This window comes from Acidovorax sp. (assembly GCF_021287135.1).
Classification (GTDB): Bacteria; Pseudomonadota; Gammaproteobacteria; order Burkholderiales; family Burkholderiaceae_C; genus Acidovorax.
The window spans coordinates 1-16,684 of sequence record NZ_JAJTBB010000075.1; the positions used below are offsets into that span (position 1 = coordinate 1).

Sequence of the window (16,684 nt, forward strand, 5' to 3'; positions counted from 1 at the left end):
AAGATGGGCCTGCACGGCAGCCCCACCTGCGTGATGCGCTTTGACGATGCCACCGGCTGGCTGGTGGGCGAGCCGAACAAGGGCCTCGCCGCCATGTTCGTGATGATGAACGCCGCCCGCCTGCATGTGGGCCTGCAAGGCATCGGCCTGCTGGAGGCCGCGTGGCAAAAGGCCAGCGCCTACGCCGCCGAGCGCCGCCAGATGCGCGCGCCCGGTGCCAAGGACACCAGCCTCATTCAAGACCACCCGGCCATCCGCCGCATCCTGCACACGCAGCGCGCGTGGATCGACGGCGGCCGCGTGCTGGCCTACCACACCGCCCTGCAGCTGGACGTAGCCAAGCACCACCCCGACGCGGCCGAGCGCGCCGCCGCGCAGCGCTGGTGCGCGCTGGTCACGCCCGTGCTCAAGGCCGCGCTCACCGACCAGGGCTTTCACGGCGCCAGCGCCTGCCTGCAGGTGTTTGGCGGCCACGGCTACGTGAGCGAATGGGGCATCGAGCAGATCGTGCGCGACGTGCGCGTGGCCATGATCTACGAGGGCACCAACGAGATCCAGGCCATCGACCTGCTGGTGCGCAAGGTGCTGGCCGATGGCGGCCAGGGCCTGGCCGCGCTGCTGGCCGCCCTGCCCGGCAAGGCCCCCACGGCCGCGGCCAGCGCGCGCCGCCACGCGCTGGTGGAGATCACCCAGACCCTGGCCATTGCCGCGCAGACCGACCCCGAGCTGCCCTACTGGGTGGCCGACGACTACCTGCGCGCCGTGGCGCTGGTGCTGCTGGAATGGGCCTGGGGTCAGATCGGCGCCGCCACCCGCGCAGCGACTGCCACCCCCGACCGCTGGAGCGCGCCCGCCCAGGCCTTCGCGCAGTGGGTGCTGCCCGAGTTCGACCTGCGCGCCGGCATCTTGCGCCAGCGCATCGCCCAGGCCTTCGAGGTGCGCCCCAAAGAGGCCGCCAGCGCCTGATGGGCAAGCGCCAGCAGCTCCTGATTCAGTAGCAAATTCACCTTCCGCCGTTCTCCCACCCCCAGCGTGTAGAGGCCGCGCTGCGGGCTGTCCTGCGCCTCGAAAACCTCAGGAGACAACGCCATGCGCTTGAAGATGAGAAGACACCGGATGCGTGCCCACCAGCCCCTGGCACTCTCGGCCGCAACGGCCGCGCTGCTCATGGGCTGCGGCGGCTCGTCCGATGCCGCCCTGCCCCAGCTCTCCGCCGCCACACCGGCCACCTTGCAGTCCTGCGCCACGCTAGCCAGCAGCCTGGCGTTGCCCGACACGCGCATCACCTCGGCCGAGCAAGTGCCCGCAGGCCCCATCACCGTGCAGGGCGTGACCACCCAGGCCCCCGCGCACTGCCTCGTCAAAGGCAAGATGAAAGAGCGCACCGGCCCCGTGGACGGCGCCAGCTACGCCATCGGCTTCGAGATGCGCCTGCCCGTGGAATGGAACGGCCGCTTTCTGCACCAGGCCAATGGCGGCCTGGACGGCAGCGTGGTCACCGCGCTGGGCTCGGTGAGCGGCGGCGCCCCCGTGGCGCCCGGGCTGGTGCAAGGCTTTGCAGTGCTCAGCTCCGACGCCGGCCATGGCGCACCCACCCCGTTCTTTGGCGTGGACCCGCAGGCCCGGCTGGACTACGGCTACCAGGCCGTAGGCACCCTCACCCCCATGGCCAAGAACCTCATCAAGGGCGCCTACGGCAAGGCGCCCGACCGCTCGTACCTGGCCGGCTGCTCCAACGGCGGCCGCCACGCCATGGTGGGCGCATCGCGCTATGCCGACCAGTACGACGGCATTCTGGCGGGCAACCCCGGCTTTCACCTGCCCAAGGCCGCCACCACCCAGCTGTGGAAGGCCCAGCAATACGCCCAGGTGTCCACCAAAGACGCCACCACCGGCCTGCCCGACCTGACCACCGCCGTGAGCCCCGCCGAGTTCAAGCTCATCAGCAGCAAGATCGTCGCCAAGTGCGACGCGCTGGACGGCGTGGCCGACGGCCAGGTCAACGACGTGGCCGCCTGCCAGGCCGCCTTCAACCTGCAAACCGACGTGCCCACCTGCACCGGCGCACGCGACGGCAGCTGCATCACCAGCGAGCAAAAGGGCGTGCTGGCCAGCATCTTCGCCGGCCCCAGGAACAGCAAGGGCGACGCGCTCTACGCCGGCACCTGGTGGGACCCCGGCGTTGCGGGCGCCAACTTTGCATCCTGGCACTTTGGCTCGCCCGCTACGCGGGACGCCGGGGCCGTGGCCTTCATCTTCACCTCACCCCCCTCCACCGTGCCGGCGTTCACCGCCATCCCCGGCATGCAGTACGCGCTGAACTTCAGCATGGAGACGGACTACCCCAAGATGTTCGCCACCACCGCCCAGTACGCCGAGTCCCCCTGGGCCTACATGACCCCGCCCAACGAGACCGACCTGAGCGCCCTGAAGAACCGCGGCGCCAAAATGATCGTCTTCCACGGCGTGGCCGACGGCGTGTTCTCGCCCATGGACACCGCGAACTGGATGGACCGCCTGCAGGCCAACCACAACGGCCGGGCCAACGACTTTGCCCGCCTGTTCCTGGTGCCCGGCATGAACCACTGCTCCGGCGGCCCCGCCACCGACCAGTTCGACATGCTGGCCCCGCTGGTCGCCTGGGTGGAACAGGGCAAGGCGCCGGAGAGCGTGACGGCCAAGGCACGCGGCGCAGGTGCCAACGTGGTGAATGCCGAGCTGCCAGCGAGCTGGTCCGCCAACCGCACGCGGCCGCTGTGCGTGTACCCGAAGGTGGCACGCTACAACGGCGCGGGGGATGTGGAGAGTGCGAGCAGCTTCAGCTGCAAGTAATCAGTTCAGCGCTTGAAAAGCGGGAAGCCCGGTGCAAGCCGGGCTTCCTTTTTCTTTTCCTTTTACGCCCTGGCGCGAGGCTTCATGCGAAAGCTGACACCCATGCGGTTGATCGCATTCATGGTGGCAATCGTGAGCGTCAGATCCACCAGATCCTTCTCGCCAAACACGGCCAGTGCGGCCGCATAGGCTTCGTCAGAGGCATGGGTCTCGCTCACGCGCGTCACCTCCTCGGCCCAGGCCAGCGCGGTGCGCTCCTGCTCGGAGAACAGATACGCCGCCTCATGCCACACAGGAACCAGCACCACCTTCTCCACCGACATGCCTTCGGCCAGCAGGTCGCGCGTGTGGATGTCGATGCAGTGCGCGCACCCGTTGATCTGCGACACGCGCAAGAAGACCAAGTGCGTCAGCAAGCTGGGCAGGCCCGTGCCCTGGGTGACGAAGTGGTGCAGCATCCCGATGGCCTTGGCACCCTCGGGCGATACGTTGAACCAGACAGCGCGATTCATACAGCAGTTCCTTCACATTGAATGTTGGGCGGAGGGCGAGATCGACCTCCTGCTCTCAAGACGTGTGAAGTGAAGCGCTGTGACAGAGGCTGGGGAAAAGGCTGCGGACCTCTCCGTGGTCGCCTTGGAAGAGCACGGCAAGGCACCTGGCAACGTGACGGCCAAGGCACGTGGCGCACGCGGCGCACTCGCCAATCTGGTCAACACCGAGCTGTCCGCCAGCTGGTCCGCCAACCGCACCCGGCCGCTGTGTGTGTACCCCAAGGTGGCGCGGTACAACGGGACGGGGGATGTGGAGAGCGCGAGCAGTTTTAGCTGTAAGTGAGGGAGGATTGAACGTGGGAAGCCCTGCTTGTGCCGGGCTTTTCTTGGACTGCGGGGCCGCTTGGAAACACTGCTTGGAGCAGTCGTGCGCTCACACATCTGTGACCACGATGACCCACCTGTTGATTCACTGGCATTTGGTACGCACTTGCAAGTTCTCTGCATGTGGCGCCGCACCCATCACTCGGAACGAGCGTCGCGAAGACCTTCAAATCGGCCTCCGCTTCAGGAAGCGCTGCCAGTGATGCAGCGCATCCTAAAGATGCACCCACCCGATCACTGGCGGCGGCCCAATGCCAGGTTGGCACGAATCCACGACGACACGTCGGTCACCGCAATGGCATGGCGTTGATTGAACGTCCCGCTCTTGTCCCATGCCACACCGCGCCCTTGGGCAAATGCCGCACGGTACTTTCGCATCATGTTCTGCGGGTCGCGCGCCAACTCGTCCAGCAGATATTGCTCGGTCCACGCCGACCGGCTGAAGGGGCGGCCCAGGACTGCTTGCAGCTTGTCGGCCACCTCGCCGTATGTCACGGTGTCGCCAGCCAGGAACACAATCTCGTTTCGGATGCGCGGCTGGGCAAACACGACAGCGGCCGTCAGGACCCCAATATCGTCAGGCGTGGTCAGCGTCACCGCGGTGTGGAGGCTGCCCAGAGCGTGGACCGCATCGTTCTGCAGGTCAACAACACCAAATTCGGGCTCGAACAGGTAGCTCATGAACATGCCGGTGGAGATGACTACCCACTCCGTCTGGTTCTGGCTGCGCAGCAACTCGCGCACGTCCAGTTGGGCGTCGAAGATGTCCTGCGGGCTGCCGCGACCGATCACGTCGAAGTCGACCCCGAACTGCCAGGGGAAATACCTCGGAATGCGTGCCTGCAATGCGGCCCGAGCGATCTTCATCGGCGTGTTGATCCCGGCCGCATAGCCCGCGCATCCGATCACCGTGTCGTAGCGAGCGAACTCTATGGCAAGCTCATCGATGGAACTTTTCACGAGATCGCCCACGACGATCTCGATGCCGAGGTCTCGGATCTCTGCGATATCCCGCTGCTTGCCTGGCTCGGTGGATTCCACGGCGCTGGCACGCAGCAGCACGCTGATCTTTGCCCCATCCACGTCCTTCGCGCAGCGTGCCAGGTTGCGGATCACTGGAAGGCCTAGCTCGCCAGCGCCGAGGACGAGAATGTTTTGCGACGTAGCGTTAGGATCTGACTGGTCCATCTGCTTGCTCATTGGCGAAAAAGTTGGGCCAGTCTAGCCACGCGTCGTCGGGAATGTAAGAAGGTACACGCGTGATACCGGGGAGCAAAGCCGAAGTGAATCGAGAGGAAATTCTTCAATACGCGCAGACTGTGTGCGATGGCTTGCGGGAAGATGACGACGGGGTCCGGCGAGAGGTACTTGCACACGCCGGGAGCCGTTGGTCACTTGGCATCGTCCACACGCTTGGCGTGTACGGCAGGCTTCGCCACGCAGAGATTGGCAGGCGCATGCATGGGGTGACCCAGCGCATGCTGACGCTGACCCTGCGGCAGCTGGAGCGTGATGGGCTAGTGCTGCGTCACGACTTCGACGAGGTTCCTCCCAAAGTCGAGTACGAACTGTCAGATTCGGGCATGGAGTTGCTTGTACGGATGGTTCCGCTGTGGACATGGATTGTCGAAAATGCGGACCAATTTCGGGATGCACGGCAGCGTTTCGACAGCGAACACCGCCAAGCTAACCTCTGAGCACCAAGGCTTATATCGGCAACCCTTCTCGGAGCATTTGTCGACGCCGGTGCTGTCGCCGTATTTGAAACGGGCGACCATGGCGTGATACAGGTGGGGAGAAGTCTGATGCCCGGCAGCCCATCGCGGAGAACCGGGCGCCTACTCCGACGCTCCCGGCGTGCGTTCAACCAGCGTCTGCGATCTGCTGGCCTCTTCTTTCGCCTTCTTCCCTTGGTCGTAATGCCACTTGATGGCGAAGAACATGCCGGTGCCGAACACGGCCACCTTGAACACAATAAAGACTATCGGGACCCAATCCATTGTTGAGATTTTCCTGGCTGTTGATTGGCACTATCCGGTGTGAAGTGCGCTGCCTCAAAACGCTGCGTCGGCAGCTTCTTCGTGTTCAAGCCATCGTCGAATCGCACATCGAACCCACGGGACAAATGATCTGAAAACTTGGTGCGATGCTATCGGGCCCATCGTCCGGGCGTAAGCATCAGTTCTGCCTAAATTTTCCGTAGCAGATGGAGGTTGCAGTGCAAGGCGACTGCATGGAAAGCGGCTTTTTCATCAGACTTTGTGTGGCCCCAGTGCCCAGGCCATAGGGCGCGCCGAGAGCGCGCGGACGGGTCACCGGTTGCACGCAACGCCGGCCGGGCACAAACAAAAAGGGCCTGCACAAGGAAACCCCATGCAGGCCTTTGATTGGGTAGCAGCGCTAATGCCGGACGCTCAGAACGGCAACCCCACATAGTTCTCCGCCAGCGACCCCAGCGCCTTCTCGGACGAGAACAGATACGCCAGGTCCGTGTCCTGCAGCTTCTGGTCGTACGCGATGGAATCGGGGAAGGTGTGCAGCATGGTCGTCATCCACCACGAGAAGCGCTGGGCCTTCCACACGCGGGCCAGGGCCTTCTCGGAGTATTTGTCCAGGCCGGTGCTGTCGCCGTTTTGGTAGTGCGCGACCATGGCGTGGTACAGGTAGTAGATGTCCGATGCGGCGCTGTTCAGGCCCCGTGCGCCCGTGGGCGGCACGATGTGGGCGGCGTCGCCGGCCAGGAACAGGTTGCCGTAGCGCATGGGCTCGGCCACGAAGGAGCGCAGGGGCGCGATGGACTTTTCGATGGAGGGGCCGGTGATGAGGCGCTCGGCCACTTCGGCGGGCAGGCGGCGCTTCAGCTCGGCCCAGAAGGCTTCGTCGGACCAGTCTTCCACGTTGTCGGACAGCGGCACCTGGATGTAGTAGCGGCTCAGCACCTGCGAGCGCAGCGAGCACAGCGCAAAGCCGCGTTCGTGCTTGGCGTAGATCAGCTCGGGCGAGACGGGCTTGGTGCGCGAGAGCACGCCCAGCCAGCCGAAGGGGTACACCTTTTCATACTCCTTGAGCACGTCGCGCGGGATGGACTTGCGGCTCACGCCGTGGAAGCCGTCGGCGCCGATGACGAAGTCGCAGTCGATGCGCACCACCTCGTCGCCCTTGCGGTAGGTCACATACGGGTTGGCGCTTTTGAGGTCATGCGGCTGCACGTCTTCTGCGTTGTGGATGACGATGCCCTTCATGCGGTCGCGCGCTTCGTACAGGTCGCGCGTCAGTTCGGTCTGGCCGTAGACGACCACGGAGCTGCCGCCGCTGTACTTGTGCAAATCGACCCGGTCCATCTTGCCGTCGTGGGCGATGATGAAGCCGTCGTGGATCTCGCCTTCCTTGTCCATGCGCTCGCCGCACTGAGCTTCGCGCATCAGCGCGGCAAAGCCGTGCTCCAGCACGCCAGCGCGGATGCGGCCCAGCACGTATTCGCGGCTTTGGCGCTCCAGCACGACGGTTTCAATGCCCTTGAGGTGCAAGAGCTGCGACAGCATCAGGCCCGAGGGGCCTCCGCCGATGATGCAAACCTGGGTTTTCATGGATGTCTCCTTCGGATGGTGGTTCATGACATTGATCAAAACGACCCCGCAAAGATACGTGGCACAGTCGCCGCCATGAATGGACGAATGGAGCCAGAACATGCACTTTTCGAACATCGAGGGTATACGCTCATACAGCCTGTTCGGGGAGTCGCAGCACCTGCCCGACGTGCTGCACTGCGAGACGATTGCCGAGCGCTCGGTGCTGCACGACTGGGAGCTGGCGCCCCACCGGCACGCGCGGCTGCACCAGGTGCTGCTGATCACCTCGGGCGGGGGCGCGGCGCACCTGGACGGCGAGCGGCACCCGCTGTTTGCGGGCGCGCTCATCAACGTGCCACAGGGGCATGTGCATGCCTTTCGCTTCACGCAGCACACCGAGGGCTGGGTGGCCACGCTGGCCGATGAGCTGATGGACGAGATCCTGGTGCGCGTGGGCGACGTGCGGCGCGACCTGGCCCGCCCGGCCGTGGCGCCCGCGCCCCCGGAGCTGCACCAGGCCATGGCCCAGGTGTGGGCCGAGTTCTCGGGCCGCGGCAAGGCGCGGGCGCTGGTGCTGCGCGGCCTGGGCGCCACGCTGCTGGGCTGGGTGGCGCGCGCCATCGACCAGCACGACCCGGCCGACGCGCCGGCGCCGGAGTCCGGCCTGGTGCAGCGGCTGGAGGCGCTGATCGAGGCGCATTTTCTGGAGCACTGGCAGGTGGCCGACTACGCGCGGGCGCTGGCCGTCTCGCCCACGCACCTGAGCCGCGTGGCCCGCGCGGCGACGGGCGTGTCGGCCCAGCGGCTGATCGAGGCGCGCCTGATGCGCGAGGCCCGGCGCAACCTGGCGTACACCCACCTGGGCGTGTCCACCATTGCCTACACGCTGGGGTATGCGGACCCGGCCTACTTCACGCGGGCGTTCACCCGGGATGCGGGGCTGTCGCCGCGGGCGTTTCGCGCGCAAGTGGCGGCGTCGGCCCCGGCCGACGCGCTGTGACGCCGGCGCCAGGCTGCTGACACGCCGCTGTCAGCAGGGTCCGCCCACCATCAGGGCTTCGGTCATTCATCTTTCTCAACGACAAGGAGCCCCCATGAAAAACGCCATCGCCTGGTTTGAAATCCCCACCACCCAGCTGGACCGTGCCCAGGCCTTTTACGAAGCCGTGCTGGGCCAGCCCATGCGCCGCGAGGCCATGGGCCCGAGCGAAGGCGCCGTGTTCGCCTATGACCCCGGCGCCGATGGCGCGGGCGGCGCGCTGATGATGGGCCCAACGGCGCCGCGGGTATCGGACAGCGGCACACTGGTCTACCTGGACGCATCGCCCTCGCTGGACGCCGCGCTGGAACGCGCGGTGGCCCACGGCGGCCGCGTGGCCCTGCCCCGCCAGGCGCTGCCGCCGGGCATGGGCTTTTTTGCCCACATCCACGACCTGGACGGCAACCGCGTCGGGCTGCATGCGCCCCAATGACGCTCTTGTCTCTCTCATCATGGCGAAAGGAGACTCCCCATGGAAACACAGGAACTGCACCGCGGCCGGCTGATTGACCACATCCAGCTGGTGGTGCGCGACCTTGCGGCCAGCCGCCGGTTCTACGCGGCGGTGTTTGACGCACTGCATGTGCCGATGGGCGGCACGGCCGAGGACTACTTCTGGGCGGACGAGCTGTTCGTCTCCACCGCCGACAGCGTGGCCGCGCAAGGCCACCTCACCGGGCGCCACCACCTGGCCTTCCAGGCGCAGGACCGGGCGATGGTGGAGGCGTTCTACCAAGCCGCCCTGGCCCATGGCGGCCAGGACAACGGCGCGCCGGGCGAGCGGCCCTACCATCCCGGCTACTACGCGGCCTTTGTGCTGGACCCGGACGGCAACAACATCGAGGCCGTGTCCCACGGCGAGGCGCAGCGCAGCGCACCGTCCGTGAAGATCACGTTCTGAGGAGCGGGTCAGTCCGCCTCCGGGCGGGCCAGTCCGCGCAGCGGAATGGGCGTGGAGAACACGATGGACGTGCGCGTTTCGCCATAGCCATTGATGTCGCCCAGAAAGCTCTCCAGGTCGGGCAGGTCGCGCGCGACGACCTGCATCACATACGAGTCGTTGCCGCTGACATGGTGGCATTCGAGCACGCGGGGCGACAGGCGCAGCTTGTCGATCAGCGCCTTCTTGCCGGGCTGCGGCACGTTGATGCCCACCACCGCCCGCACCCCGTAGCCGACCTTGGCGGGGTCGATGTCGGCATGCACGCCGCGCACCACGCCTGCGTCTTGCAGGCGGCGCAGGCGCTCCAGCGTGGCCGGCACTGAGAGGCCCACGGCCTCGGCCAGTTCCTTGAGGGAGGCACGGCCATCGGCCTGCAGCGCGCTGATCAAGCGCCAGGCTTTGTCATCAACTTCCATAAAAGCCTTTTTCGAGCTACACAGAAAAAACCGGAACCCAAATCTGGATTCGCCGAATTTTCCGCATTCTCCACCGCCCGTTGCCGCCCTAGCATCGGTGCATGGATTTCACTTCACTCAGCGTGTTTCTGCAGGCCGCCGTCGTGGGCGTGCTCATCGCCGCCCCGGTCGGCCCCATCGGCCTGCTGACCATGCAACGCACCCTGGAACGGGGCCTGGCGGCCGGGCTGGCCACGGGCCTGGGCGCAGCCGCGGCCGATGCGGTGTACGGCGCGATGGGCGCCTTCGGCGTGCGCTGGCTCATCGACGGGCTGACCAGCGCCAAGACGCCGCTGGCGCTGGGCGGCGGCGCATTGCTGCTGGTGCTGGCCTGGCGCACCTGGCACGCACCCGTGGCCCACACCGCCGCACCGGCACGCGATGCGCGGGGGCTGCTGGGCCTGGCCGCCGGCACGTTTGCGCTGACGCTGGCGAACCCGGCCACCATCGTGTCGTTCATTGCGGTGTTTGGCTCGCTGGGGGCCGGCCGCTCCAGCCTGCCGTCGCCGTGGTGGATGGTGGCGGGCGTGCTGGCGGGCTCGGCCGCCTGGTGGCTGCTGCTGACCAGCGCCATCGCCCACCAGCGGCAGCGCTTTACCCCCGCCTGGCGCCAGCGCATCAACCGGGCGTCGGCCGTGCTGCTGGGCGGGTTTGCGTTGTGGCAGTGGGGGCGGCTGGTCTGAGGCAGGTCCACATCCCAGAACAGCCACTCCGTTCACGCTGAGCTTGCCGAAGCGCCGCGCGAGGCTTCGACAAGCTCAGCCCGAACGGTTCTGACGGATCGAACGCAAATCCGTGCAAGGCTGCGCGGTCGAGGGGCCTCGCTGCAAAGGTACTGACACTGCGCTGTCAGCAGCGCGCCCGCACCATCAGGCCTTCTTTTCCCGAGAGGCTTACATTGACCGACGCCATACTGCAACACCCTCTTTGGCCGGATGCCGAGCCCGCGCCCCGGTCCGTGCCAGCAGCAACCTCTGCCGCCGCGCCCGCGCACCGCAACTGGATCGCCGTGGCCAGCGCCTAGCATGCCCGCAGGGGCTGCGCCACGCCGGGTGCCGGCTTCATGCAGGTGTGCCACGGCAAGGCCGCGCCGCTGCGCCGCGTGCAGGCGGGCGACCGCGTGGCCTACTACGCGCCCACCCTCACGATGGGGGGCAAAGAGAAATTGCAGGCATTCGTCTCCATCGGCATCGCGCAGCCCGGCGATCCGTACGCGTTTGACATGGGCGGCGGGTTTGTGCCCTTCCGCAAGGACGTGGCCTATGTGCCGGCGCAGGAGGCGCCCATCGCGCCGCTGCTGGACGCGCTGGAGTTTGTGATGGAAGACCGCCCGCGCTGGGGCGCCAAGTTCCGCTTCGGGCTGTTCGCGGTCAGCGACCACGACATGCGCCTGATTGCGCAGGCGATGCAGGCGGACGTGCGGTCGCTCGGTCTTGCATGACGCGGGCTCGCGTGCGCCGCCCGAGCGCAGCGCCCGCCGCCGTCAGTGATCAGTAGTCAGCAGACGGCCATGAGCCTTTCCACCACCCGGCGCTGGGCCAGGGTGAGGGCGTGGTAGCCGTCACGCAGCAATCGTTGCACGATGGCGTGGATTTCCAGTTCGACAGCGGACATGGGGTGCTCCTCAGGGGTGGTGAGACGACATCGGCAGGGCGCTTGCCGCGGCGGGCGGCAGACACCGGGCCGGTGGTGTCCCTGGCACCCCAGCCCTGGTGCGACTGTGCCAACGGGTGCCTTGGCCGGTGGCGCGATAAGAGGGCGGGTTGGGCGCTTTTTTTGGCGACCGCTGCAGCCGCCGGGCGGCCGCGCCGGGGCATTCAGGGCGCCGTGGCGCCGGGCACGTAGGCGTCTTCGACCGGCGGCTCGCGGTCTCCCGGGGCGCTGCGGGCCAGCTTGACCCAAGACCAGGCTTCCCCGTCGGGCAGGTCGTAGCTGCCGTACGACTGCCCGCCCCACGAGAAGTACGAGCCCGTGCCACCGGGAACCAAGCGCCGCGTCCCCACGGCCAGCGCACCGTCTTTCAAGAGCGCCAGGCGAAAGCCCAGGAGCGCGCCTTGGCCGGTGGCGCCGCCCCTCCCTGCCGCGCCGCCGGGCATCTGCGCCGGACTCAGGTCGAGCATGCCCCCGCTGCAATGCGTCTGCGCGGCGCCGTAGGTCATGAGGCTCCATTGCCGCGTGAGGGACGTGCGCACGTTGCGTGCGCGGTTGACGGCGCGCGTGCGCACCGTGGTTTCGCCGCGCTCCTGGCGCAGCCAGACTTGCATCTCTGCGCCCATGGCGTAGAAGGGCAGTTCGCCGGTGCCGGGCGTGCGGCGGGCGGCTGCGCCGGCCGGCACCGCAGTGTTCGCCACGGGTGGCCATGCATACACGCCTTGCAATGCGGGACAGCCCCACCAGGCGCTTTGCGCCGGGCCGAACGAGGGCGGGGGCTTGGGCGAGCCCCGCACCTCGGGTCCGCACGCCGACAACAGCGCGCACGACAGCACGAGCAGCACGGCCCCACCGGCGCGGCGCAGGCGCAGGGCGGCATGGCGCGAGCCCCTGGGAGCGAAGAACGTGCGTGCGGAGGACGGCATGGGCGGATCGGTCGTTTCGGCCCGATTGTGCTGCGGAACGCTTTGCCGGAAAAGCTATTATTTTAATAGCTGTCAGCGCTTGCCCCATAAGCGCCAGAGGCCAAAAATGCCTTAAAACAAGCGCTCAGGGATGCGCCGGACCTGCCCGCACCCGTGCCAGCGCCGCGGGCACGTCGCCCCATGCGAGCCTGCCGGGTGCATAGCGCTGGCGCAGGTAGTGCGCCAGCTCGGTGATCTGCGCATCGCTGAGCGCGGGGCCGAACGCGGGCATGAAGCCGATGTCGCGCGCGGCGGGTTCGCGGATGCCGTGCACGATCACCTGCAGCAGGTTGTCGGGCCGGTCGCTGTGCAGGTTGGTGTTGAGCGCCAGGGGGATGTTCACGCCCAGCAGCTGGGGCCCGTCGCCGTCGTGGTGGCAGGCGGCGCAAGCGCCGTTGAACAGGCGCTGGGCAGCGCTGGGCAGCGGCGCCTGGACGGCCGCCTGGGCCACCAGCGCGGGGGCGGTGACCTGCGGGACGGCGGTTGAGGCGGGTCCCGTGGGCGCCGCCTGAAACGAGGCCAGGTACGTGGCCATGGCGCGGATGTCGCTGTCGGGCAGCTGGGCCAGCTCGCGCACCACGGGTGCCATGGGGCCCGAGGCGCTGCCGTGCTCGGGGCTGTGGCCGTGGCGCAGGTAGCGGTAGAGCGACTCGGCGCTCCAGGGCACGGGGGCTTTCGACAGCGCGGTGAGCGCGGGCGCCTCCCACCCGTCGATGAGTGCGCCTGACAGGAACGCCGCCCCGCCCTGCTCCGCGCCCAGCGCATTGCGCGGCGTGTGGCAGGCGCCGCAGTGGCCCACGCCCTGCACCAGGTAGGCGCCGCGGTTCCATTCGGGCGGGCGCGTCGGGTCCGGCTTGAAAGGGGCCGCATCGTGGAACAGCGCGTTCCACCCGGCCATGAGCGGACGCACGCTGAACGGGAAGGCCAGCTCGGTCTTGGGCACCTCGGCGCGCACGGCGGGCTGGGCCATCAGGTAGGCGTACAGCGCGGTGAGGTCGTCGTCGCTCATCTTGGCGAACGCGGTGTACGGAAACGCCGGGTACAGGTGGCGGCCGTCGCGCGAGATGCCTTCGCGCAGGGCGCGCTGGAAGGCGCTGAAGGACCACTGGCCGATTCCCGTCTCGGCGTCGGGCGTGAGGTTGGTGGTGTAGATGGTCCCGAAGGGCGTGTCCATGCCGCGCCCGCCCGCGTTGGACGCGCCACCGGGCGCGGTGTGGCACACGGCGCAGTCGCCCGCGGCGGCCAGGACGCGGCCGCGCTCAATGGTGGCGGCGTTGTAGACCGCTGCGCCGCCGCTGGTCTGCGCCACAGGCGCGATGGACGGGCGCCAGCCCAGCAGCGCGGCGCCCACGGCGAAGATGCCCGCGGCCAGCGCACCCGCCCGCGCCCACACGCTGCGGCGGCGCGGCCAGGGGGCGTTGGCGGGCAGAGCGGGGGCGGGCAGCTCCAGCGTGGGCAGCACGTCGGCGGGCTGCGGGGGCGCGGCGGAGCCTTCTGCACCGGCGCCGGCTGCAGCCGCCTCCGCAGCGGCGGTGAGCGGGTTCAGCCCGGCGCGCACCACCTCGGGCGTGAACGGCGGCGCGCGAAAGCGCACGCCCGTGGCGTCAAAGATCGCGTTGGCGATGGCCGCCGTGCCGGGCACGGAGGACGATTCGCCCGCGCCCAGCGGGGCTTCGTCCTGCCGGGGCATGTGCATGACCTCGATGACGGGCACCTCGCGGAAACTCAGGATGGGGTAGCTACCCCACTCGCGGCTGTCCACGGCCTGTTTGACGGGCTCGAAGCTCACCTGCTCCTTGAGCGCACGGCTCGTGGTCTGCAGCACGTTGCCGTGCACCTGCTGCTCCACACCCGCGGGGTTCACCATGAGGCCGGCGTCGTGCCCCACCACCACGCGGCGCACGTGGACCTCGCCGGTGCGCTGGTTGACGTCCACATCGGCCACCCAGGCGGCCCAGGCCGCGCCAAAGCCGGGCCACTTGCTGTGGATGTAGCGCGCATAGGCAAAGCCCTGGCCCTGCACCCAGTCGCCGTCGGCCTGAACCTGGCGCGGGCCGGTACGCGGCTGCCAGCCGGCCTTGGCGGCCGTGGCGCGCACCAGCTCGGCGGCGCGCGGGTCGTTCAGCAGCTGCAGGCGGAACTGCACCGGGTCCACGCCCGCGGCGGTGGCCAGCTCGTCCACATACGACTCGTGCGCGAAGGAGTTGGGCAGCGCCGACACGCCGCGCAGCCAGGATGCGCGCACGATGGGCGGCATGTCGTTGACGGCGACGCGCAGGTGGTCGTACTGGTACGGCGGGCGTGCGGTGCGGTCGCCCATCTCATAGGCTTGGGCCGTGGGCTCGATGGTGCGGGTGAGCAGCAGGGCCAGCGTGGGCGCGCCGTTGGACGGATACGAAGTCTCGAAGTCATACGCCGCCACGGAGCCGTCGGCATTGAGCCCGCCGCGCACCTGCATGAGCTGGGCCGTGCCCTTGGGCTCCCACAGGTGCTCTTGCTCGCGCGTGAGCTGCACGCGCACGGGGGCGCCCACCGCACGCGAGAGCAGCGCCGCGTCGGCGGCCACATCGTCGGCACCATTGCGGCCATAGCAGCCCGCGGCTTCCATGCGGATCAGGTCGATGTCCACATCGGCCATGCCCATCAGGCGGGCCAGGTCGGCGCGCAGCACATGGGGGTTCTGGGTGCCGGCCCACACGGTCATGCGCGGGCGGCCAGCGTCGTCCTGCGCCCGCCACTCGGCCACGGCGCACGAGGGGCCGATCGACGCGTGCATCTGGTAGGGCCACACGTAGGTGCGCGGCATGGGCTGGTCGGCTGCGGCCAGGGCGGCATCCACGTCGCCCTCGTCCACCAGCCGGCGCTGGGTGGCGGGGTTGGCGCGGATGGCCTGGGCAATGGCCTCGGGGCTGTCCTGGCGGGGAAAGCCGGGCCAGTCCTTCCAGCGTACCTTCAAGTCGCGCAGGGCCTGCTCGGCCTGCTCTTCGCGCTCGGCGACGATGCCGACGAAGTCGCGGATCACCACCACGGCGCGGATGCCGGGGATGTGGGCGATGGAGTTTTGGTCCACCGATTCCAGCGTGTTGCCGATGAAGTCGCCATGGTCGGCGCCGGCATACGGCGGGCGCACCACGCGGCCGTGCAGCATGCCGGGCACGCGCATGTCGTGCACGAAGACCAGCTCGCCGCTGACCTTGGCGGGGATGTCCACGCGCGGCACGGACTGGCCCACCACGCGGTAATCGGCCGCGGGCTTGGTGGGGGTGGCGTCGGCCAGCTCCAGCACGGTGTGCTGGCCCGCCAGCAGATCGGCATAGCGCACGCGCACGCCGGGGTCGTCGGCAGACTGGACCAGGCCGTGGTGAATCCGCAAGGTTTCTGCCGGCGCCTTCAAGCGCTCGGCCGCGCGGGCCAGCAACCAATGGCGCGCCTGGGCCGCCGCGGTGCGCAGCGGCTTGGCGTGGATCTGGAGGGAGGCACTGGCAATGGTGGCGCCCTGGTTGGGCGCGCGGGTGGTGTCGCCCAGCACCATGTGCACGCAGGGCAGGGGCACGTCCAGCTCTTCGGCCACGATCTGCGCGAGCGCGGTGCGGATGCCAGTGCCCAGGTCCACATGGCCATTGAGCGCCGTGACGCTGCCGTCGTCCCACACGGCGATGAGGATCTCCACGCCCTCGGCCGGGTTGCCGGCCACCAGCGCGGGCTGGCCCTTGACCGGCGGCGGTGCGGGCGGCGGGTTGCGCACGACCAGCAGCACGCCGTCGGCAGCATGGAAGTCGGCGCGGCTGCGCGGCGCCTGGGCGCGCGGCGGCGTGGGAGAAGACGCGCTCATGCCTTCGCCTCGCGCATCAACACGGCGGCGCGCTGCACGGCGCGGATGATCTCGATGTGCGTGCCGCAGCGGCACAGGTTGGACGACAGCTCGCGGCGGATGGCGGCTTCGTCAGGGTCGGGGTTGCGCTCCAGCAGGGCCACGGCCATCATCACCATGCCGTTCAGGCAGTAGCCGCACTGGGCGGCCTGCTCTTCCACAAACGCCTGCTGCACGGGGTGCAACGCATCCACACGCCCGCAGCGCGCGGGCAGGCCCTCCAGCGTGGTCACCTCGCGCCCCGCCAGGCCTTGTGCGGGGATCACGCAGGCCCGCGCCGCCACCCCGTCCACCAGCACCGTGCACGCACCGCACTGCCCCAGGCCGCAGCCGTACTTGGGGCCGTTGAGCGCGAGGTCGTTGCGCAGCACGTGCAGCAGCGTGGCGCCGGCGGGCCCGGGATCTGGCAAGGCGCAGGGCTGGCCGTTGACGGTGAGGGTGGCGGCGGGTGCAGGGGTATGCATGGGGGTGAACAGCCTCCC

16 protein-coding genes and 1 pseudogene are annotated in these 16,684 nt (G+C 68.6%); 9 read left to right on the plus strand and 8 right to left on the minus strand.

Going from position 1 to position 16,684, the window contains the following annotated elements; all coding sequences use genetic code 11:
* On the plus strand, positions 1 to 966 hold a 966-nt coding region (locus LWW96_RS16870; protein WP_291489019.1), incomplete at its 5' end, for an acyl-CoA dehydrogenase family protein.
* Between the two features lie 150 nt (positions 967 to 1,116).
* Positions 1,117 to 2,832, plus strand: a complete 1,716-nt coding sequence (locus LWW96_RS16875) for a tannase/feruloyl esterase family alpha/beta hydrolase (protein WP_291489050.1) — start codon at positions 1,117 to 1,119, stop codon at positions 2,830 to 2,832.
* A 62-nt stretch (positions 2,833 to 2,894) separates the two neighbouring features.
* Here LWW96_RS16875 and LWW96_RS16880 read toward each other — a convergent pair whose 3' ends face one another.
* A complete protein-coding gene (locus LWW96_RS16880) occupies positions 2,895 to 3,344 on the minus strand; it encodes a carboxymuconolactone decarboxylase family protein (protein WP_291489020.1) in 450 nt (149 codons plus the stop codon).
* A gap of 115 nt (positions 3,345 to 3,459) precedes the next feature.
* Here LWW96_RS16880 and LWW96_RS16885 point away from each other — a divergent pair, with 115 nt between their 5' ends.
* A complete protein-coding gene (locus tag LWW96_RS16885; protein WP_366118282.1) occupies positions 3,460 to 3,669 on the plus strand; it encodes a tannase/feruloyl esterase family alpha/beta hydrolase in 210 nt (69 codons plus the stop codon).
* Between the two features lie 275 nt (positions 3,670 to 3,944).
* Here LWW96_RS16885 and LWW96_RS16890 read toward each other — a convergent pair whose 3' ends face one another.
* Positions 3,945 to 4,898 carry an aromatic alcohol reductase gene (locus tag LWW96_RS16890; RefSeq protein WP_291489051.1) on the minus strand — a complete coding sequence of 318 codons (954 nt, stop codon included), beginning with the start codon at positions 4,896 to 4,898 and terminating at the stop codon, positions 3,945 to 3,947.
* A 95-nt stretch (positions 4,899 to 4,993) separates the two neighbouring features.
* Here LWW96_RS16890 and LWW96_RS16895 point away from each other — a divergent pair, with 95 nt between their 5' ends.
* Positions 4,994 to 5,407, plus strand: a complete 414-nt coding sequence (locus LWW96_RS16895) for a helix-turn-helix domain-containing protein (protein ID WP_366118284.1) — start codon at positions 4,994 to 4,996, stop codon at positions 5,405 to 5,407.
* Between the two features lie 141 nt (positions 5,408 to 5,548).
* On the opposite strand, the gene LWW96_RS16900 is transcribed toward LWW96_RS16895, so the two are convergent.
* Positions 5,549 to 5,710 (minus strand): hypothetical protein, encoded by a 162-nt coding sequence (locus LWW96_RS16900; RefSeq protein WP_291489055.1) that lies wholly within the window; start codon positions 5,708 to 5,710, stop codon positions 5,549 to 5,551.
* A 414-nt stretch (positions 5,711 to 6,124) separates the two neighbouring features.
* The gene (gene pobA / locus LWW96_RS16905; RefSeq protein WP_291489021.1) at positions 6,125 to 7,297 is read right to left on the minus strand and encodes a 4-hydroxybenzoate 3-monooxygenase; all 1,173 of its coding nucleotides are present in this window, start codon (positions 7,295 to 7,297) and stop codon (positions 6,125 to 6,127) included.
* A 100-nt stretch (positions 7,298 to 7,397) separates the two neighbouring features.
* Here pobA and LWW96_RS16910 point away from each other — a divergent pair, with 100 nt between their 5' ends.
* The 3 genes from LWW96_RS16910 (at position 7,398) to LWW96_RS16920 (ending at position 9,219) form a co-directional block, all read left to right on the plus strand.
* On the plus strand, positions 7,398 to 8,279 hold the full coding sequence (locus LWW96_RS16910) for a helix-turn-helix domain-containing protein (RefSeq protein ID WP_291489022.1): 882 nt from the start codon (positions 7,398 to 7,400) through the stop codon (positions 8,277 to 8,279).
* A 94-nt stretch (positions 8,280 to 8,373) separates the two neighbouring features.
* A complete protein-coding gene (locus LWW96_RS16915) occupies positions 8,374 to 8,751 on the plus strand; it encodes a VOC family protein (protein WP_291489023.1) in 378 nt (125 codons plus the stop codon).
* A gap of 39 nt (positions 8,752 to 8,790) precedes the next feature.
* Positions 8,791 to 9,219 carry a VOC family protein gene (locus LWW96_RS16920; protein ID WP_291489024.1) on the plus strand — a complete coding sequence of 143 codons (429 nt, stop codon included), beginning with the start codon at positions 8,791 to 8,793 and terminating at the stop codon, positions 9,217 to 9,219.
* A gap of 8 nt (positions 9,220 to 9,227) precedes the next feature.
* On the opposite strand, the gene LWW96_RS16925 is transcribed toward LWW96_RS16920, so the two are convergent.
* Positions 9,228 to 9,677, minus strand: coding sequence for an Lrp/AsnC family transcriptional regulator (locus tag LWW96_RS16925; protein WP_291489025.1), 450 nt, complete (start codon positions 9,675 to 9,677; stop codon positions 9,228 to 9,230).
* Between the two features lie 101 nt (positions 9,678 to 9,778).
* Between LWW96_RS16925 and LWW96_RS16930 the strand changes: the two genes are divergently transcribed.
* Complete coding sequence (locus LWW96_RS16930; protein ID WP_291489026.1) at positions 9,779 to 10,399, plus strand: LysE family transporter; 621 nt, start codon at positions 9,779 to 9,781, stop codon at positions 10,397 to 10,399.
* Positions 10,400 to 10,755: 356 nt separating this feature from the next.
* Positions 10,756 to 11,157 (plus strand): annotated as a pseudogene (locus LWW96_RS16935) (EVE domain-containing protein); the annotation flags it as partial.
* Between the two features lie 376 nt (positions 11,158 to 11,533).
* Here the strand turns inward: LWW96_RS16935 and LWW96_RS16940 are convergent.
* The 3 genes from LWW96_RS16940 to LWW96_RS16950 all read right to left on the minus strand — a co-directional run bounded on the left by LWW96_RS16940 (position 11,534) and on the right by LWW96_RS16950 (position 16,666).
* Positions 11,534 to 12,292: a hypothetical protein gene (locus tag LWW96_RS16940; protein WP_291489027.1), complete on the minus strand. Its 759-nt coding sequence runs from the start codon at positions 12,290 to 12,292 to the stop codon at positions 11,534 to 11,536.
* 124 nt (positions 12,293 to 12,416) lie between these two features.
* The gene (locus LWW96_RS16945) at positions 12,417 to 16,163 is read right to left on the minus strand and encodes a molybdopterin cofactor-binding domain-containing protein (protein ID WP_291489028.1); all 3,747 of its coding nucleotides are present in this window, start codon (positions 16,161 to 16,163) and stop codon (positions 12,417 to 12,419) included.
* Complete coding sequence (locus tag LWW96_RS16950; RefSeq protein ID WP_291489029.1) at positions 16,160 to 16,666, minus strand: (2Fe-2S)-binding protein; 507 nt, start codon at positions 16,664 to 16,666, stop codon at positions 16,160 to 16,162. The genes LWW96_RS16945 and LWW96_RS16950 overlap by 4 nt, the downstream gene beginning before the upstream one ends.
* Positions 16,667 to 16,684: the final 18 nt, after the last annotated feature.